This is a genomic window from Microcoleus sp. S36b_A4, assembly GCF_036700645.1.
Taxonomy (GTDB): Bacteria; Cyanobacteriota; Cyanobacteriia; order Cyanobacteriales; family Microcoleaceae; genus Microcoleus.
Map to the genome: position 1 here is coordinate 48,917 of NZ_JAUBPI010000031.1, position 19,093 is coordinate 68,009.

13 protein-coding genes and 1 pseudogene are annotated in these 19,093 nt (G+C 43.6%); 5 read left to right on the forward strand and 9 right to left on the reverse strand.

Annotated elements, in window-relative coordinates:
• From QUA03_RS12560 to QUA03_RS12565, 3 genes and pseudogenes are all read left to right on the forward strand, one after another.
• Positions 1 to 5,949 (forward strand): nSTAND1 domain-containing NTPase, encoded by a 5,949-nt coding sequence (locus QUA03_RS12560; RefSeq protein ID WP_333212504.1) that lies wholly within the window; start codon positions 1 to 3, stop codon positions 5,947 to 5,949.
• A gap of 1,069 nt (positions 5,950 to 7,018) precedes the next feature.
• A pseudogene (locus tag QUA03_RS29010) lies at positions 7,019 to 7,417 on the forward strand (AlbA family DNA-binding domain-containing protein); the annotation flags it as partial.
• Positions 7,418 to 7,789: 372 nt separating this feature from the next.
• A complete protein-coding gene (locus QUA03_RS12565; RefSeq protein WP_333212506.1) occupies positions 7,790 to 10,408 on the forward strand; it encodes a hypothetical protein in 2,619 nt (872 codons plus the stop codon).
• 478 nt (positions 10,409 to 10,886) lie between these two features.
• Here the strand turns inward: QUA03_RS12565 and QUA03_RS12570 are convergent, their stop codons facing one another.
• From QUA03_RS12570 to QUA03_RS12600, 7 genes are all read right to left on the reverse strand, one after another.
• Positions 10,887 to 11,369, reverse strand: a complete 483-nt coding sequence (locus QUA03_RS12570; protein ID WP_333212508.1) for an Hsp20/alpha crystallin family protein — start codon at positions 11,367 to 11,369, stop codon at positions 10,887 to 10,889.
• A gap of 190 nt (positions 11,370 to 11,559) precedes the next feature.
• Positions 11,560 to 11,736 (reverse strand): hypothetical protein, encoded by a 177-nt coding sequence (locus QUA03_RS12575; protein WP_333212510.1) that lies wholly within the window; start codon positions 11,734 to 11,736, stop codon positions 11,560 to 11,562.
• The gene (locus tag QUA03_RS12580) at positions 11,691 to 12,362 is read right to left on the reverse strand and encodes a DUF1614 domain-containing protein (RefSeq protein WP_333212511.1); all 672 of its coding nucleotides are present in this window, start codon (positions 12,360 to 12,362) and stop codon (positions 11,691 to 11,693) included. The genes QUA03_RS12575 and QUA03_RS12580 overlap by 46 nt, the downstream gene beginning before the upstream one ends.
• 723 nt (positions 12,363 to 13,085) lie before the next feature.
• Positions 13,086 to 13,448 carry a DOPA 4,5-dioxygenase family protein gene (locus tag QUA03_RS12585; protein ID WP_333212512.1) on the reverse strand — a complete coding sequence of 121 codons (363 nt, stop codon included), beginning with the start codon at positions 13,446 to 13,448 and terminating at the stop codon, positions 13,086 to 13,088.
• An 84-nt stretch (positions 13,449 to 13,532) separates the two neighbouring features.
• Positions 13,533 to 14,477: a GIY-YIG nuclease family protein gene (locus QUA03_RS12590; RefSeq protein ID WP_333212514.1), complete on the reverse strand. Its 945-nt coding sequence runs from the start codon at positions 14,475 to 14,477 to the stop codon at positions 13,533 to 13,535.
• Between the two features lie 196 nt (positions 14,478 to 14,673).
• Positions 14,674 to 15,375, reverse strand: coding sequence for a site-specific integrase (locus tag QUA03_RS12595; protein ID WP_333212517.1), 702 nt, complete (start codon positions 15,373 to 15,375; stop codon positions 14,674 to 14,676).
• Between the two features lie 155 nt (positions 15,376 to 15,530).
• On the reverse strand, positions 15,531 to 16,826 hold the full coding sequence (locus tag QUA03_RS12600) for a glycosyltransferase (protein ID WP_333212519.1): 1,296 nt from the start codon (positions 16,824 to 16,826) through the stop codon (positions 15,531 to 15,533).
• A gap of 341 nt (positions 16,827 to 17,167) precedes the next feature.
• Here QUA03_RS12600 and QUA03_RS12605 point away from each other — a divergent pair, with 341 nt between their 5' ends.
• Positions 17,168 to 17,446 (forward strand): hypothetical protein, encoded by a 279-nt coding sequence (locus tag QUA03_RS12605; protein WP_333212521.1) that lies wholly within the window; start codon positions 17,168 to 17,170, stop codon positions 17,444 to 17,446.
• A 145-nt stretch (positions 17,447 to 17,591) separates the two neighbouring features.
• Here the strand turns inward: QUA03_RS12605 and QUA03_RS12610 are convergent, their stop codons facing one another.
• Both QUA03_RS12610 and QUA03_RS12615 read right to left on the reverse strand, forming a co-directional pair.
• Entirely contained in the window at positions 17,592 to 18,557 is a 966-nt protein-coding gene (locus QUA03_RS12610; protein WP_333212522.1) for a hypothetical protein, read from the reverse strand.
• Between the two features lie 176 nt (positions 18,558 to 18,733).
• Positions 18,734 to 18,877 (reverse strand): hypothetical protein, encoded by a 144-nt coding sequence (locus QUA03_RS12615; RefSeq protein WP_333212524.1) that lies wholly within the window; start codon positions 18,875 to 18,877, stop codon positions 18,734 to 18,736.
• Positions 18,878 to 18,895: 18 nt separating this feature from the next.
• Here QUA03_RS12615 and QUA03_RS12620 point away from each other — a divergent pair, with 18 nt between their 5' ends.
• Entirely contained in the window at positions 18,896 to 19,087 is a 192-nt protein-coding gene (locus QUA03_RS12620) for a hypothetical protein (protein WP_333212526.1), read from the forward strand.
• Positions 19,088 to 19,093 lie beyond the last annotated feature (6 nt).

Sequence of the window (19,093 nt, forward strand, 5' to 3'; positions counted from 1 at the left end):
ATGACCCAAGTGAAATCAAGAGAAAACTTATCCCCAGATAACCAGCGATCTCTCAAGACTTTGACCCGAGCGCTTTTGATGGGCCGAGGAAACTTTTCCTTAATTTTCGCTCGCTGCAATTACGCTAACTTGAGAGAGCAGATACGGAAACTGCTGCGCGAACAATCTGCCGTCACAGTACAAGAGTTATGTTTGCCGGCTTCGGCTAAAAGCCTTTATGGGGCGATCTCGGATGCTGTGAAGGAGAATTCCCCACAGGCGCTCGCAGTGCTGGGAGTAGAGTCAGTCGTTTCGCTTGACGATTTGTTGACTGCAGCCAACCGCGCTCGCGATCGATTCCGGCAAGATTTCCACTTTCCCATCGTGGTGTGGGTGACGGATGTTGTGCTATCCAAGTTAGGGCGTTTGGCTAATGATTTCAACACTTGGGCCGGCCCGCCAATTCACTTTACTGTTTCGCCTGAAGATTTGCGCGAGTTTCTGTGCCAAAAAATCGAGCAAACGTTGAACTGCGAGCCCAATTTCAAATTAGAAGGGTGTGAAGTTGAGGCAGTCGAGAAAGATTTATTGATGTTGGGAAAAATAGACACGGAATTACAAGCTTGCTGGGAGTTTATCCAGGGAACAAATCAGTTTCAAAATAAGCGCGTTGATGCAGCGATCGAATCCTACGAAAAAAGCTTGGCAGTCTGGCAGCAGCTCGATTTTGCGGAACGGCAGGGAATTGCCTGCATGAAAATCGCAGAGGCTTACAATCGCAAAGCTCAACTGCACCGAGCCGAAAATCAGCATTACTGGCAACAAGCGCGAACCTATTTGCAGCAAGCCCTCGTTTGTTTCCAGTCCGTGAAGCGAGAACAACTGGTGGCTCAATGTACGAGCAAACTCGGAGAAGTGCTGCAACATTTAGAAGCGTGGCAAGAATTGCAAGCTTTGGCTGCTGAAGCTTTGGCAATTCACAAAAATGCAGGCCCTGCTAGCTTGGTAGCTCGATGTTACGCCTTTTTAGCCCAAACAGCATTGCACCGGAGCGAGTGGCAGCAAGTCAACGAACTTGCAAAACAAGGGCTGGATGTTTTGGAACAAGCCGGATTGCCGCTGCACGAAAGGAGTTTGCACTTGCTGCTGCTGGCGCGATCGCAGCGGCATCTCGGCCTAGAAGCAGAAGCTCTCAAAACATTAGAAGCAGCCATAGAAATCCCACCTGAAAAAAATTCTCCGCAACTTTACATTCAAATTTTGGAACAATTGCAAGAAATTCACAGAGATAGGCACGAGTATCTCCAAGCTTTTAAATTCAAACTAGAGCAACGGGAAATCGAAACTAAGTACCGATTGCGGGCATTCATTGGAGCGGGACGCTTGCAGCCGCCAGCTCCTGAATCGCTCGACCTCAACTTAGAAAACCGAGTTCAAGTTGCTGGCGCAGTTGGGGAAATTGTCGCCGCATCGGGGCGGCAACAAGATGTTAACAACTTAATCGGGCGTGTCGGCCGGGCTGACTGCAAGCTTACCGTGTTATACGGTCAGTCAGGAGTAGGCAAAAGTTCGATCGTCCAAGCAGGTTTAGTGCCAGCCTTAAAACTCACTTCTTTTGATGGATGGGATGCTGTGCCAGTCCTGGTGCAAAATTACGATGATTGGATGCAAGAGTTAGGCAAAAAGTTAGCAGAAGCGCTGGTAGAACTAAAAGCAGCAGCCGCACCGCCTCAGTTAGAAACACCCGCAGCTATGCTCAAACGGTTAAAGGAGAATGAAAATTGCCGTTTAGTAACGGTATTAATTTTTGACCAATTTGAAGAATTTTTCTTTGCTTGCAAACAACCGGAAATGAGACGGCAGTTTTATATGTTTTTAAGTCAAGTTCTTCACATTTCCTATGTCAAGGTAATTTTGGCGCTTCGGGAAGACTACCTGTACTACTTGTTACAAGCTAATCGTACCGTAAATTTTGACATTATTGACAACGATATTCTTAATAAAAATACTCTTTATTATTTAGGCAATTTTTCCAGAACTGATACCAAAGCCGTCATCGCTAGTTTGACAGAACGTTCCCAGTTTTACCTAGAGCCTGAGTTAGTAGATGCCTTAGTTGAAGAATTGGCAAGTGAATTAGGAGAAGTGCGACCGATCGAATTACAGGTAGTAGGATCGCAACTGCAAGCAGAAAAAATTACCACCCTAGAGCGTTACCGGGAAAACGGGCCAAAAAAAGCGCTAGTCGAGCGATTTTTACAAGCTGTTGTCCGAGATTGCGGCCCGGACAATCAAGATGTTGCTAAGCTAATTCTGTATTTACTGACAGACGAGAACAATACTCGACCTCAAAAATCTCGCGAAGTTTTGGAACTAGAGTTAGGGCTAAAAGCCACTACTTTAGATTTAGTGCTAGAAATTTTAGTGATGTCGGGGTTAGTTCTAAAAGTCCCTGCGACTCCAGCAGACCGATATCAACTGGTTCACGATTACTTAGTTGCTTTTATTCGCAATTCGCAATTTAATCCATTCATTGCAGAACTAGAAAGAGAAAGAGAGCAGCGAAAACTCACTCAAGAAAAGCTGATAGAAGTGCAAAAACAGCAATTAAAAGCTGCACGGCGGGCAACAGTTACGTTGGTAGGACTATTAACTATTGTTAGCGGAGTAGCGATTGTAGCTACTTTAGTCGGGATCAACACCTCTCTTAGCAGCCTCATTGCTTCTTCAAAAAATGATGAAAATAAGCTAGAACGATTGGTATCAGCTATTAAAGTTGGTAAATTTTTGAATAAATTTAAATTAGGTGTAATTAATGAAATTAAAATATCTGCTCTCAGTGAATTAAATCAAGCTGCTGCTACCGTGCAAGAAATAAACCGTCTGGAAGGACATAAAGGTAGCATTACAAAGGTTGTTTTCAGTGATGACGGCACTGCAATCGGGACAGCCAGCGAAGACAAAACAGCGATAATTTGGAGCATAAATGGCAAAAAAATTACACAGTTACAAGCACACAGTGGAAGTGTTACTAGCATAGCCTTTAGTAAGGACGCTAAAACTGTAGTTACAGGAAGTAAGGATCGAACTGCAAAAATCTGGAAATTTAAGGGCGACAAATTTGTTTTGATTAAAGATTTAAACCAGCATAATGGTAGCGTCACCAGCGTTAGCATCAGCCCAGATGGAGAAACAATTGCCTCAGCCAGTGAAGATAAAACGGTAAAAGTGTGGAGTCGAGACGGTCAATTAATTAGAACTCTCAAGCATCCTGAAAGAGTAGCGATCGTCAGTTTTAGTCCCGACGGTCAAACGATTGCAGCAGCGGGTAAAGACGAGATAGTACAGCTTTGGAACCTTGACGGTAAAGAAACAGGCGGTAAAATTAGTAATTATGGCACTCTTACCATGAGTTTTAGCAAAGACGGTAAAACTCTCATTTTTGGAAATAAGGATAGAACGCAGAAAATCTATCAACTAAAGGGAAAGTTAATAAAAAACATTAACAGCTTTTGTAGAATAGGTGGAAACGTATCTAGTATAGCTGTAACCGCTGATAGCAAACAGATAATTTATGTTGATATTTTTTCAGGAAATCCCGAAAAATATGCAACAATAGAAGAGGATTTTCAAGGGTTGTGTCTTATGTGGGATTTCACCTTGTTCACTCATAGCGATAGTATTACATATCTGAATTTAAGCCCTAATGGGAAAATATTAGCCACAGCTAGTAAGGATAAAACAGTCAAATTGTGGAATCTCAAAAATGAGAGCATTGCAAATTATCGGTCATCAGATACTCAAGTCAATAAAGCTCTCTTCAGTCCCAACGGACAAATAATAGCAACTAACAATTGGGAGGATGATACAGTGAAACTCTGGCGGCGTGACGGTACTTTCCTCAGAACTATTCAGGGAGATTCGTCAGTTATGAGTTTTAGCCCTGACAGCCAGGCTATTATCACGGGTAGTCGCGACGATGTTATTAAATTATGGACTTCTGAGGGCAAAGAAGTTACTTGGAAAAACAAGATTGATAGTATTGCAAGTATCGAACTCAGTGATGACGGTCAGATAATTGCCACTATCGGAACCGACCGTACAGTTCGGCTTTGGAAACGGGATGGTACTCCGATCGCAGTTTTGCACAAGTATCCAGTAAATCGAAATCGAGAGAATCAAATCCCTGCGGTTGTTTTTAGCCCGGATAGCCAAATTCTTGCTACTTTTGGTAACGACAATAAAGTGAAACTTTGGAAAAGTGACGGCACTTTGATAAAAACTCTGCCCGGACACGCTCAATCGATAGAAAAAGTTGTTTTCAGCAAAAACAGCCGATTCATTGCCACTATTGGTGATGATAATTTTATCAAACTCTGGAAACCTGATGGAACACTAATCGCCATCTTAATAGGACATCCAAATCGCGTTACAAATGTTATTTTTAGTCCAAACAACAAGATACTTGCTTCTATTGATTCAGCAAATCTAAGAGGTGGAAACAGTCAAATTAGACTCTGGCGAAGTAATGGTACACCACTCAGCGACCCAATTGATGATTATGGTGGCAAGGAAATTTACTTCAGTCCCGATAGCGACTTTATTGCTTCTACTCACCAAGGAGGTTCAATAAAACTTTGGAAGCAAGACGGAACTTCGATCGACACTCTTGCAGGCCATAGAGATACAGTCAATGACTTGAGTTTTAGCCGAGACGGTCAAACGATCGTTAGTGCTAGTAAGGATAATACTGTGAGGGTCTGGAAGCGCAACCCTACAACGGGTAAATTTGAAAAATCTTTTAAAACTTTGCGAGAACATAACGCGGCAGTCAACAGTGTTAGCGTTAGTCCCGATAGTCAAATAATTGCTTCAGCTAGTGATGATAAAACTGTAAAACTTTGGGACAGACAAGGTAAATTAATCCAGCCACTCGAACCGATTTTTCGCGGTACAGTACAGCAAGTCTGTTTCAGTGAAGATGAAAAAATTCTTCTGGCTTATAGTCTTTATGACAATCAGGAAAGTAGGAAGAGTTACCTCATAAATGTTTGGAAGAAAGACGGCAAACAGTTCAAATATCTCAAAAGTGTTGAAGGTTATAAAAATGGCGATTTAAGTTTTAGTCCTAATCTAGGTAAAAACTGCAAAGAAATCGCCTATATTAACAAAAAAGATTCTTTTAAATTATGGAATATTAATAGTGGCACTTTGCTTGCAAGTTTTCAAGGTCACACTCACTGGATAAACAGTGTCGCTTTTAGTTCCGACGGTCAGTTCATAGCCTCTGCTAGCGGCGATAAAACTATCAAGCTATGGGATAAGAGCGGTCAACTCATTCAATTTTTTACAGGGCATAACAAGCAAGTAAACAGCATTAGTTTTAATCCCAAAGAACCCGGACAACTTGCTTCGGCTAGCGATGATAAAACTGTAAGGCTGTGGAGCAGCAAGACAGGAAAAGAAATCGTAAAGCCGATCGCGCATAGCGAAGAAGTAAAAAGCGTAACATTTAGCCCTAATGGAGAAACAATTGTCTCTGCTAGTGGAGACAATATTAACTTTTGGGGTAAGAATGGCAACAAAATAAAGACACCGCTCAAGTATGAAAACAATAGTAATAATTCTAACGATTTAAGCTTTAGCTCTGACGGTAGTATGCTGGCTTTGGCAGGTACTCCTATCCGCTTGTATCTACCAAATAATTTTTGGTCTAAAGATCCTGTTTATTTTTGGTCTAAATCTTCATTAAATCGAGTAACTTTTAGTCCAGATGGTAAACTTATAGCTGATGTCAAAGATAGTCAAGGCTCTGCTTGGAATTTCTTAAATTTAGATGAAGTTTTAGAACAAAATTGTGACTTGGCTCGCAATTATTTGAAGAACAATCCTAAAGTAGAGGCAAGCGATCGACATCTTTGTGATGGCATTAAATTTCGGTCAAGATTAGTAATTAATTCTTCCCAGTAATTGAATCCCACCGATAATTTTTTTACTCAATCATTCAAATGCCCCGTGCGGTTTCCAAAATCGAGAAACGAAAAGCAGCATTGCCCGGATTGTCCGGTTGATTGTTGAATGCAATCTCGTATTTACCGTTTCGAGAAATACTGGGAACAGTCGCATACAATACATTACTGCTACCAACAAGGGATTTGTTTCTGTCGAGAACATCTTCGGATGGTAGCAGAATTGGGAAATCAATTTGTTGCGAGATTTGCTTGGCAATACCATCAATTGAAAAAGCTACTTAGGCAATCGCTCTTTCTACCCCCGCAACCGCCGCGCCCGCAGCGAAGACCGCCGCACTCAACCAACAACCAATCCAGGAAGTAAATTTAAACATCACTCACTCCGCGCAACTGCAAACCAATAATAACTCCCTCAAGTGCAACCGCGTTCCCCTAGACTTGACCTTCTGGGGTAAAGCCTGGAAACAGCGATGGCTCCGCCCCGGCTTACGCCTACGCATTCGGAGAGTTTGGGCATGGCGGGTCTGTGGGGTTTTGGTCTGGGTTTAGTTTCTCGCAAATGGGGGTGTTGGTGGCGATCGCACTCGTGTCAAAACATTGCTGCCTTAAGTAGATAGGTAGCGAGAAACACAACCATGTAAAGAATTGTGAATATACATAGGAATGGGTTCCAGTCCAAAAAGTCCAGAACCGTCGTGCCGCTGCAAGGGAAGCATACTGACCACCATGAGCTAACAGATGGAGGGCTAGTGATGGATTCCTCAGCAGTATGTCACAATGGAAACGTATGAACTTCCACGCCCGAAAAAGAATTCATTTAAGAGCGCTCACACTTCCTAACCCGGAATCTGATCACATCCAACTCAGTGTCATACAGTAAGCGGACTCCATTAAGAGCGATCGTTCTCGGATTCTATCAATCTCTTAAATAGCTATCGTAATGTTAATTGGATATTAAACTCTACAGATTGAGTGAGGTGCGACAAAATCGGCTACACTTTTAACTCCAGCAACAGTTACCGTTATCATTAAAATAAAAGTTTACCAAAATTATTTATTCCTAAAAAATGCCAAATCCCAAAGAAGTTTTTGACTGTCCCTTTCAATACTGGACTTTTTTAACATCCCCGACCGATTCTCAATTTGAAGGACAACATTTTGACCGCAAGGAGGCTGGTCGCAGAGAAGATAATGGTTGCGTTAGTAAAGGTCAAATCAAAACTCTTATCGACCAAATTACAGAGTGTATTTCTGCTTTTGCCAATACTGAAGGGGGACTTTTAGTTTTAGGAATTTCGCAGACTGGCGAAGTAAAAGGCACGAACCATCTCAATGAAAATCAAATTAATCAAATAACAAACATTAATAAACTGCTAGTGAGTCAGTCGGCAGTAGTAAAATTTTATGAATGTCAAGATGCTTCGACTTCGCTCAATAAAATTTGCTTGATTTACGTTCCAGGTAGCGAACGTGGAATTTGTGAAACTCTGGAAAGTCCCCCAAAAGCTTGGCGAAGATATGGGTTTCAAAACCTTTGTTTAACTGACGAACAAAAAGAGCGACTTCGCCGCGATAAAAAGATTGTTGATTTTGAAAGGCAGTATTGTTGTTCCTACAACCCTGACGAGTTAGATCGAGGGGTTTTAAACGAATTTCGACAGGTATTTTTGAAAGAGGCTGAATATAATTACGATGACGATCAGTTACTTTATGAAGCAGGAGCTTTGATTAAAGACGGGAGTAACTATGCTTTTACTAATGCAGGCTTACTATTTTTTGCTGCTAATCCCCAAAGAGTTATGCCTTGGTGCTATATCCGGCTACTGCGATTTGAAGTTGTGAATGAAGATAGAGATAGAAGACGACTGCCAACTTTTGAAAAAAAGTTTAGTGGTTCGCTTACTAAACAAATTCGCAATTTGAGGACTTTTTTTCAAGAATCGGCATTTTTTAAACTTTACCAAAGAAGAAATATTGATGGGGGGTTTACGGAAGAACCTGAATATCCTTACCTCGCTATTGATGAAGCAATTGTCAATGCAGTAGTGCACCGAGATCATGCTGTCAGATTGCCCATTGAATGCGAATCTTATAAGGATGCTTTTGTAGTTCGCAATCCGGGGCGTATTCTCCAAAGAGACCACGAAGTTCCCTCACAGTTTACACTCGCTAATATAATTCTTAACTCGACACCTCGCAATTCTAAATTGATCGAATGGCTTAAAATCATGCGCGATCAGCGAGGGGCTGCCTTTGTTAGGGCGCTGAGTGAAGGTACTAAGCAAATGCGCGATCAAATGGATAAGTTAAGTTTACCTGCTCCTTCGTATAAAGTCAATCAGGCTGAAACTACCCTAATCTTGTACAATAATTCAGCCGAACGCGAGGCGAAGTTCGCTGAAGAGGCTGTACTTGAATATAGTAAGTTTACTAATTTATTCCCCCTAAGTTTTAATCTGGAAAATGGGGAGAGTCTAGATAGAAAGTTTTTAGATCAAAGACAAAAAGATATTATGTTAGCCTTGAAAGATGCGCTGCTTGCGAACGGCTGGTATATTGACTCTTTAAAGTTTGGAAGTATTGTAACTCACTATAAAGGCGCACATATTCCTCAGAAAGAAACTATTGATAAAATTGTGAGATTCTATCAATCTTATTCATTTCAGTTGCGACGATACTATGAAAATTACTATATTTGTATCAACCCGAAATTAGAGGTTAAAAATATTCAAAATATTTTAGATTTGCTTACAGACTATCCGGCTGATTTTTGGATTAATAAGACAGCTTTGGCTAGATGGCAAGGTAGTTGGTACTATGGAAAAATTATTTCAATCAGTCATGAATGGACTAATCTATATCTCTTTGATTTCGACAAAGAAGAACAGGTTTGCAGTCAGTTAGTCATTCCCGATATCCCACTCAAGACGCTCGAAGAAATCATCAAAAAAAAAGGAATAAATTTTAATTTTTCTAGCTCCATTAGAGAACTGAGTTTATCTGCAAAACCAGGTTCAGCCAGAATTAGAGCAGAGAAAACAATGGCGATTGCCAAACAGTTATATCAAACTATCTTCAAACCTCTAGTGTTTGGAGGGATTAGCATATCGATGAAGTCCTCACCATTATTACTATCCGAGCGAAAGCGCTCGCCAGACCTGCCAAACAGGCGCTCGCGGCATTTAGAAGTTAACAGCCTACTCGAACCAAGCGTCGAATTCCATCGACGCCAAGAAGCGGTAGATATTAGGGAAGGGATTACAAAATTTGGGGCTTATAGCAGCGAACCAAAAAATATTGAAATTGTCCCCATTTGTCCGCCTAATTACCGAAAAATCATGGGCGAATTAATAGAAAGATTAAAAACAGGTAAATATAAATATCGAGGTTCCGAGCGCACCTTTAGCACCCGATTTACTTACAATTCAATTATTACACCTCCTTCACCCGAATCAACTTTAGATGAATGCAAGCGCTTGTTAAGCGAACATTCTAATTGGATAGCCGATGAAAGTTTGAGCCGAATTTTGTTGATTTATACACCCAAAGGCGGGTATTCTATAGATGATGAAAATTCTCCTTATTATCAGTTAAAACGTTTTCTATTAGAACAGGGTATTCCGTGCCAAATGCTTGATACTCCTACTCTAGAAAAGCCCGATTGGAAAGACCTAAACTTGGCTTTAAATCTTGTAGGAAAATGTGGGCTCACTCCTTGGGTATTGCCTGATGCTATCCCTGATGCAGATTTCTTGGTGGGTTTATCTTACACCCAAGAAAGCAAAGGGAGTCGAGGGCGACTTATGGGCTATGCAAATGTTTTTAACCAGTATGGAAGATGGGAGTTTTATTGTGGCAATACGGAAACTTTTCCTTACGAAGATCGAAGTCAATACTTTGAAAAATTAATTTTACAGACTTTCGAGCGCTTAGAACTTTCTGAAACTCCTCATATTTATTTCCATTACTCCGCTAAATTTTCCAAGGACGATCGGGCAGCAATTTTAAAAGCCGCCCGCATGGTAAGACCCCAAGGTACTTACTCCTTCGTTTGGATCAATACCCATCATAATGTCAGGCTATATGATAGTCGAGTTGAAACTGATGGTAGTTTGAGCCGAGGGAGTTATGTAATTACGTCTCCCAACCAATTTTATCTGTCAACTACAGGCTATAATCCTTATCGCAAAATACTAGGAACCCCTAAACCACTTGAAATTAATATTTGGATCGAATATCCAGAAAGTATGCCTACACCTCCTCCTGACTTAAAAGCTATAGCCGTACAGATTCTCAGCTTAACTAAACTTAATTGGGCTTCTACAGATTCGATTTGTGCCGAACCAATTACTACTAAATATGCTGGCGATATTGCGTATTTAACGGCTGCATTTTTGCGACAGTCTAATTCATTTGCTTTGCATCCTGTACTCGAAAATACTCCCTGGTTTATTTAGTTGAGCAAACCATTTAATACAAAAAAAGGTCAGAGTAAAAAATATCCAAACACGTTTAGCCGCTAAACTGTCTATCCCGACAAAATATTTAGAAACTATCTGTGTCGGTCAAAGGTCTAGCCTTGGAGATGAATATCAACTGCGTGTAGCGCTGCACTGGCTAATTCAACTGTAAAGTTAAGTTTTACTCTCTCTCCCCATTTGGCAATTTGGCAATTTTAATTGGCATTGAGCCGAAATACGCGCTTTCCGACTCAATAAAATTGGTGCCGACAAGCGTGAAATATTTTGGCAGACTAACTGGAATCAGCGTCAGTTCATCGCCTCTGTAGGTAACTTTTCGCTCGGCTTTCCCAAATAAAAAATACCGAGAGCAATGGTAGCTCCCGGCATCAGCTTTTCCAGTTCCGTTGTTAAGTAAATCCAATCAGGCTAAATTTAGGAAAATTTGCCTCACTCAATTAAGCACAGCCGACCGTTATTGGTTGGCCTGTTCCAAAGCCGGATTCGCTGAAGCTCCAGCAATTTCGGCTAAGTTAATCTTGACGACTTTATTGCGAGCTTCTTGTACCTTCGGCAGAGTTAGCGTTAGAATGCCATCTTTGCATTCAGCTTGCACGGAGTCGTTTTGAATGGGTGCGGGCAAGGAAAGCACCCGGTGGAATTTACCGTAGCGGAATTCCGAGCGCACGTACCCCGATTTCTCGTCCGTGTTTTCGCAGCGGCGTTCGCCAGAGATAGAAATTGCTTCGCGGGTGACTTGAACGTCAATGTCTTTGGGGTCAATTCCGGGCAGTTGCGCTTTCAATACGAAGTTGTCCCCAGCATCAGCCAATTCCAAAGCGGGCATCCAAGCGGCTTCTGAGTTATCTCTCGCCGTTGCCAGTCGGTCAAAAGCTTTATCGAGCTGCTGGCGGATGGTTTCAATTTCCGTGAAGGGTTGCCAATAGCGCATCAACATAATGTGTCACCTCAAAGATTGGTAAAGCTCTATCAGGAAAGTTAGGGTTGAAGCTCGTTGCTTACAGTTATTATGATGCCGCTTCCTAAGTGGGAGGAACAGTCAGGAGAACCCTACTCTGTGGGTCGTATTTGCCCGAATAAGTGCGAAAGAATCAGAATTAATTGGCATTGAAGAAAACCGTACAAAGCTATTCCCAGAAACCGTAAGTCTTGCCAATGCCATGATAAGCTTGCCTCGCCCGTTCTGCTGGCGTGTGAGCGTCGGGGGAAGGATCGGCGGTGTTGCCAACCGTATTGCGATCGATTATGTTAGAAGAATCTACCGAAAACAAGCAGATAGCCAAGCCATTGTCGCAGGAAGCCATTCAGCTATTATTAAAGCGCACAAACCGCATTGCGCGATCCCATCATCCAATCCTGCACCTCCGATACTAAGGGGAGTTGCAGCAATTTCGGGGCGAACATCTTTTAGGTGTAATAAATCAGCTCCGATCGTCGTTCCCAATACTCCCCCCGCAAAAGCAACTGACACGTCTGAGCGGTTCGCTCCGCCAGCAACCAATGCCATTGCTGACAAAGCCGCAACAATCGCGATCGACCAAAACCTCGACACTCTAGTAACAATTGCTCTTCCTGGTATGACCGTCACTAGGAAATAACTAAACAACCCAACGACCGCTGTTACTATCAAAATTGCTACAGGTTGAGCGCGATGAAATTGGTAAAGCGCCAAAATAATGGGAATGAGCCCTCCCGATACATTTAAACCAATATAACCGTAAAATTCGGATTGGGTTTTGTATGAAGGTAAGCACAAGCACTTTAACAACCAAAGCGGAAAGATTTCAAAGCTGACTGGCTGTTTTGACTGGCGATGCCCTGTCAATATGAAGAGCGGTAAATTGATAGAGCACCCGAAAAAAGCTGCAATGAGGAGAGGTAAACCCAACCCAGGGGCAATGCCCAACCGAGCAATTAGGGTTGAAAACACAATTGGATAAATTTTGAAATATATAAAAATTGCGTACCAGAAAATAGCCACAAAAAGCAGCAAAAAAAGCAGGCAGCCAAGACAAGATTTGGGTTGAAGATTCCAGCTAGATGCCCCTTCTCTACTGATGTAAAAATTACTGGATAACCAGCGTGTCAATCGTTGTTTTAGGAAATACATCGCGCCAAGTTAGTAGAAGAGATATTTACGTTCTTTACTTCCATATATTATGCTAAGTTTACGCATTTAGATAATCACTCCCCACCAACAGTGTTTCATTTTTTTAGGAGAGGACGATCGCTCGGAAATTAATTAACATCATTCCACAGGCGAGATAATAAGTCAATTCATAAATTCATTGCTTAATTTCATAAAAGTCATAACCTTAATTTCATAAAAGTCATAACCTTAATTTCATAAAAGTCATATATCTTACTAATTTCTAAGATCGTCTCCAACTGAATTCGGTATTGTAACCCACATTTCGCCTCCACTATATATAGCGCGTCACAACCATTACTAGGTACGCATTTAGGGTAAATCAAAATACTCAAGGCACTATATATAGCCAACCTAAATATCAATTCCACTACAGAAGCGAGTATGTGACAGTTGAGGGTGCGGAATGCGGGATCTAAAGTTTGCGGGTGTCAGCAACTGAGTGCGGGCATTTCTTGCGATCGGTGATGACAAAGGAACTGCTACTTTTTACGGAGCGCTCGCTCACCCGCTGGTGCTGGCCGTTTTAGGTCGCAGAACTTCGACATTCAGCTCTAGTTTTTCTCCCAGCCACAAAGAATGTAGAGTGTGGTCTGCCACATCGTCCCCTGTTTCGGGATGGACGAGAATATCTAACCCCTCGCGGTGGAGCATCAACCAGGGAACGACTTTGCCAAACTGCGGGGGTAAAAACGCAACTTGATACATCGCTTGGGGGTGGGGCCCAATGGGTTTGTCGTGCCAGCGTCCGAGCTGCACCTCAAACCGAGCCAATCCTTCGCGCACGCGCTCCGCAGCATCGCGGTTATCGGCGTCAAAGTAAATATGCGCGTGAAAACCAACAATTTCGATGGTGTCTGCTTTCATGATTTTCAGTGGGTTATTGAGCCAGCACCTGCACAAAACGGCTGTTAACTTTAGGCTAACTTGACTTGTGGCAAACTGCGGAATTCAGGCATCCGTGTTGTTCGCACTCGCTCCGTTAATTGCATCCAACTCAACATCACTCAGCATTTTGGGTTCCATCTCGTACAGATCGTTCAGAACAACCTTGACATCGGGAAACGCGAAATACTCTGTCAGCTTTCCGATGCGGTAATTAAACGTTTTGTACCGGTGCTTGAAGTACAGCTCCACATTCCCCCGGTGTTCCCACAATCCCAGCAAATTGACAACCACATCCGAGTAATGCGCTCTCACATCCCTCTGCACTTCGGCGATGCGTTCCTCGATCGTTCGAGTAGTAATTCCAATTTTATAGAAGCAGCCTTCGTCAGCTTTGACTTCCAGAAAATAGAGCGAGTTCACCAAAATCCGACGAAGCTGTGCTCGATAAATTAGTAAATCCGCCCGCCGTTCTTCCAAACAAGATAACCCCGCTGCTTCAGCCACCGCTGTGGATTGCTCCAACTTAACTAACTCTGACAGCAGCAGCGGTTCTTGGACTTTGTTGAACAGCGCCAGGGGAAGAGCGCCGACGGGGATTTTACCCAAGTCGGTAAAGTGATAAGAGCGTAGGAACGGGGCGTAGCCATCGCCCTCCGACTCTAGCAATCCTTTGAGTTCCCACCGAAAGTTTACCAAGTCTTTGGGAATGCCGTAATTTTGTGCGCCGTACTCTTTCCACAGCACTTTCAATTGCTCCAATTCTTCACCCTTAAGCTGGATGGTGAAGTTGTCGTAAAGGGGCAGCGCGGGAAACGCTTTGGTTTTAATCCGCTGCGAAACTGGTTTGCAAGTTTCCTCAGTGTGCGCGAAGTGGTGCTCTTTCACTTTCCCCTTTTTCGCTGTCAATCCGCCTCCGCAGTAGAGACAAGCGAGGTTAGTTTTTCCGCGCACAACCTCATCAATGCTCGCCAAGTTACCGTTGGGAGCAACACCAAATTTAAGCCACATAGTCAAAAGTTCTCCTAAAAGCAGGTTTTGTAGATGCACCTGCTCCACATGACCAACGATTCTAACAAATCCAGGGGTGAGGGCTTCTGCCTTGGGAAAGAAAGCGATCTGCCCTCGATGCTCTTGATGCGTGACTTTAACCTTGCGTCCAAAATCTAAAATCTAAAATCTAAAATCTAAAATCTAAAATTGCTCGTTACCAGTCGGGAATTTCTTCAGGTGAGGAGTCTGATGGGGCTTGTGACAGTTGGTGAGGAGGCAACGGATTTTCTGGCGTTGGGGGTGCTATATCAGGATAAGTGGTTTTCCTGACGTAGGAAAGGGTAGAGAGTGCGGAGACGGCCCCCCTCACTTGGTCGGGCCGCACTTCTAAGTATTTTTGCAACTGTTCGAGGTTGCGGTGGCCGCTGATTTCTTGAATGATCCGCAGCGGGATACCCGCGTTGCTCATCTGAGTGAGCGCCGACCTTCTGAGGCTGTGGGTGGAAGCGCCGATGATGCCGACTCGATCGCAGGCTTCTTGGAATAGGTGAGAGGCGGCTTCCGGGTTCGCGTGCTTCCAGCGGTGATTGAGGTGGCGGCTGGGGAATAGGTAGGGGTGTTCGGGATGTTTGTAGGTTTCTAACAGCAGCCTCAACTCTTGGATGATCGGGATAGTGCGGGTGCCGAGCTTGCCTTTGGTGTTGCCTTTGCGGATAATCATTTCTGAGCGGATGACATTCGCTGGGGTGAAAACATCGATGACTTTCAAGCTGCACGCTTCGGCAATGCGACAAGCGGTGTAGAGGCAAACTCCAAAGAGGGTGCGATCGCGATCGCTCTGCAAACCTTCGTTGAACAAGAGTTCGATTTCCTCTTGCGTGAATATCTTTGCCTGCCCGTGTCCCTCTATCTTCATGCTTGGTGTATACTCGACCCGATACCACAAAGTTTGCCGCACTTACTGCATTACTGCATCGTACTGGGGGTATTTCTTATTAATGCGGCGGCTCTTTTAAGGTCGCCAATAGCTGGGAGATAAAGAGAATTTGGTGTACTACCGGTTTTTTTGGGTTAGCGAACGTCAGCTTTAACAGGCTGACCCGTAGAAACTGCTTGTTCGATAATATCCGCAGCGCGAGTCACACCACCTGCGTGACGAATAGTATCTTGTAACCGGCGGGCATTCTGTTTGTAAGAATCCTCTGCTAACACGAGACGGATAACATCGCGCAACCGAGGAACGTTTAAGCGTTTGAGAGGTACGACCTCACCTGCACCAGTTCTGGCGATACGACTCGCGATACCAGGCTGTTCGTTAGTAATAGGAATAGCCACAAGAGGGACACCGCTACTTAAAGCTGCCAAAGTCGTATTCATCCCAGCGTGAGTAATAACTAGAGTTGCTTTTTCGATTAACTGTTGGTGAGGAGCGTAGGGAACCACTAAAGGTGAACCCGGTAAATCGAGAGCGAAATCTTGGATATTAGGGTTTCCTAGAGATATGACTACTTGTGCACCGTTCCCCAAACAAGCCTCGGCAATAGTTTGGAAAATTTCCCATTTGCGATTTTGCAAAGTTCCCAAAGAAGCATAAATTAAAGGTTGACCCGTCAAATTTTCAAATGGAAAAGAAATAGAGGAGAAAGATACAGATTCTAAACCAGAGGGGTCTTTCAAAGGGCCAACATAATGAAACCACTGGGGCAATTCTTTTCTAGGAAAATCAAACTCTGGGGGCAATTGGCAGATTTGAGCGAGGGGAGAGTAAAAATTCTCCATGCTAGAGTAAGGCGCTAAATTCCATAGAGTCCGTTGGCGGTTGACAAGTTTGCGGATTGGTTGAGTAAGGAGATCGATGAAGAAATTACCCACAAGATTCCGCAGACGCGCCCACCATGTATGGCTGTAACTCCAGTCAGTAAAGAAAGGGGGAACACCGGGTTCCCGGTTAACCAACAGAGCATTACAAATAGTAATAAAGGGAAGATTCAATAACTCGGCAACACTGCTACCAGCGGGGCTAGTTTGATCTACCAGCAACGCTTCGACACCAGCAGCTTTAAGTGCTTCTGGGAGTTCTCGCAAAAACATAGCGGTTTCTTGTTGTATGCAATTTACGGTAAATTTAAAGCCTGGAATTCCGCTCATTTCTCCTAACTGTTTGTATGTGCGTTCCAGACTTCCGAGTGGAAATTCTGTTTCACCAATAGTCTCAAAGTTTAAACCAGAGTTTATGACTTTGGAACGAATATCGGGAATGCTGAAGAGAGTCACTTGATGGTTTCGTCTTTGTAATTCTCTCCCCAGGGCACACATGGGGTTAAGATGTCCGATGGCTGATGGGCAAATAATAGCGAAGTGGGTCATATTACTCGGTTGGATTTAGTAGTGGATGAAAAAGTTTGTTTGAGGGCTAAAGTCCCAGAGGAGCGAAGACATTATTAATTATTAATTATCAATTATCCTCGTTGTTTCGGTTAACAATTCTGGCATCATGCCCTGTTTGATGGCTTGGGTTTGGGCGCGACGTTTTTCTCGCAGTGGCAATTTCGGTATCCATGTCAGAGAGGAGTTGGAGGCTCACGCATTATTAGCATTTGCCTCTACCCAGTAGGCTTCTCTGATTCTGCCACCAGCGTAGATGTTGCCGATATTTATTCCCGTCAGCTTGGGTGAATATCTTTGCCTGCCCGTGTCCCTCTATTTTCATGCAGGCGTGTATACTCGACCCGACACCTGAGAGTTTGCCGCAGTTACTGCATTGCTGCATCGCATTGGGGGTATTTCTTAATGCGGTAGTCCAGCTCACGGAGGGCGGGCGTAGAATAAAGATAGCTATCACGGCAGCCCTGGATGCAACGGATGGGAATGTGCGGAAGGTTCAGAAACTCAGCCGCCATCGTAAGCTAGACACCTTAATAATTTATGACGACAACCGGGGTCGCGACCAGCAAGACGTTACCGAAATGCTGGATGGGATGTTTTGAGAGATCGGGGCGGTGTAGAGGCGATCGGCCCAGGACTCGGGCGATTGAGTAGTTCGGCTTTACCCCGCGAAACCAAAGGGGTAGCCCAAAGGACTACTCCGCGAGCGGGCTTCGGGCGATCGATAAAAATAAGATGGAGCGCAAGCTACTCAATGCCAGCGTTGATCAGGACAGGTTCGATCCAGAGTCTTTTGCTCTGCTTCCACTTCTTCCCCTCGCCGGGTTCAATGCACCGCCAATGCCCGCGCCGCCAGTGAATGCGAGGTGAAGCGTGAGTGCCTCGACTTTCTGACACTGCCGGCTGCTCAGATTTTATCTGGTAGTTTTTCCCGATCCACCTTGGATATTTGGGTGGTGGCGTTAAAGATTTTTTGCCGAACCCTTTTGGCTTTTTAATGTCGTCTACCGTTTCCGAGGGTACTACATCGCTAAAAAGAGAACCTCCGGAAGTTTCCAAAAGTAGCAAAATGTTGATAGCAAAAGAGCGAATTTTATTACAGAATTCTCGGTCTTTTTCATCTAGTTTGCCATGATCGATGGTTACATCTCCATCGGTCTCTATCTGCGTGTCTGCTACCCAGATATTGCCACTTGTGTCTACAAAACAAATGCTAATCCACTGCGTTTCTTCTTTTTCTGGCTTTTTAAAACAATTTACCAGCAAGAAATCTACATAAACGTCAGTAGTTCCGGGAGGGCAGAGTAAAAACCTGGGGATAGCAACTACAATCTGTGGAAATGGCCAAGTTAAATCTGTGAGAATATTTTTTTTATCCAAGATATCCGTCTCGATTAGCGCTGTTGCTAATTCTTCAGTCACGCAATACAATAAACGGCTACTCTTTAGCCACAAACTAAAACCTGTGGCAAACGTTAAATTCATGGCTAAATTCATCGAATCACCTTGAAAGCGATTCAGGAAATATCGCGGGCTTTCTTGTGCTTCTGAGCAAATAACTGTACAGGCAAGGTCAATTTGAACTAAGGTTTTTCGTGTTATATATTCTGGTGGCATTCTGTAACCTGAGCGTTCGTTTGCCACTATCGTTTGTTCGCGAGAAGCCTGTTTGGTTATGTCTTTGAAGACTTCTTCTCTTTCTGTGTTACTCATCCTCATTTTCTCCATTTTGACAGTGGCGTTGCTGAACACAGGTATGGATTCAAGTTTTCGGAATGGCTATAAGCCAAGTTGAGTGAGTTTTGTAACATCCAGCGAAAAGTTGATTCATACGCCAGAATTAGCAACGCCAGAATTAGCAACGCCAGAATAACATATATAGCCCCTGCCTATTTACTATCCTCAAAACACTCACGCCCAATATGCACCTGCCACTCAACTACTCTGGTAGATTCTGCTAACATACCATCCAGGGTACGGGGGCTGCTGCTAACAATTGTTTGAGCCTCTTCCACACTTTCTGCCTGAATCACCCAAAGCCCCGTTCCATCATGGGGGAAAAATGGGCTGCTTTATTCACAGCAGTATTTCTTTCTCCTGTTGCTCGCGAAACCAAGCTAGCTGATTGGGGTCGTGTTCTGGATGAGCGTTTTTGTAGTCGTAATACTCTGGAAGAGACTGTTGGCGAATTAAAAAAGGGTGAAACCAAACATCCCATAATCATGGAAAAAAAACTACAATGAGGCAGA

Excerpts from the sequence above, each read along its gene's own strand:
- QUA03_RS12560 (WP_333212504.1), top strand. The coding sequence starts at position 1 with ATGACCCAAGTGAAATCAAGAGAAAACTTATCCCCAGATAACCAGCGA.
- QUA03_RS12570 (WP_333212508.1), bottom strand. The coding sequence starts at position 11,369 with ATGTTGATGCGCTATTGGCAACCCTTCACGGAAATTGAAACCATCCGC.
- QUA03_RS12575 (WP_333212510.1), bottom strand. The coding sequence starts at position 11,736 with ATGGCTTCCTGCGACAATGGCTTGGCTATCTGCTTGTTTTCGGTAGAT.
- QUA03_RS12585 (WP_333212512.1), bottom strand. The coding sequence starts at position 13,448 with ATGAAAGCAGACACCATCGAAATTGTTGGTTTTCACGCGCATATTTAC.
- QUA03_RS12590 (WP_333212514.1), bottom strand. The coding sequence starts at position 14,477 with ATGTGGCTTAAATTTGGTGTTGCTCCCAACGGTAACTTGGCGAGCATT.
- QUA03_RS12595 (WP_333212517.1), bottom strand. The coding sequence starts at position 15,375 with ATGAAGATAGAGGGACACGGGCAGGCAAAGATATTCACGCAAGAGGAA.
- QUA03_RS12600 (WP_333212519.1), bottom strand. The coding sequence starts at position 16,826 with ATGACCCACTTCGCTATTATTTGCCCATCAGCCATCGGACATCTTAAC.
- QUA03_RS12605 (WP_333212521.1), top strand. The coding sequence starts at position 17,168 with ATGCAGGCGTGTATACTCGACCCGACACCTGAGAGTTTGCCGCAGTTA.
- QUA03_RS12610 (WP_333212522.1), bottom strand. The coding sequence starts at position 18,557 with ATGAGTAACACAGAAAGAGAAGAAGTCTTCAAAGACATAACCAAACAG.
- QUA03_RS12620 (WP_333212526.1), top strand. The coding sequence starts at position 18,896 with ATGGGGGAAAAATGGGCTGCTTTATTCACAGCAGTATTTCTTTCTCCT.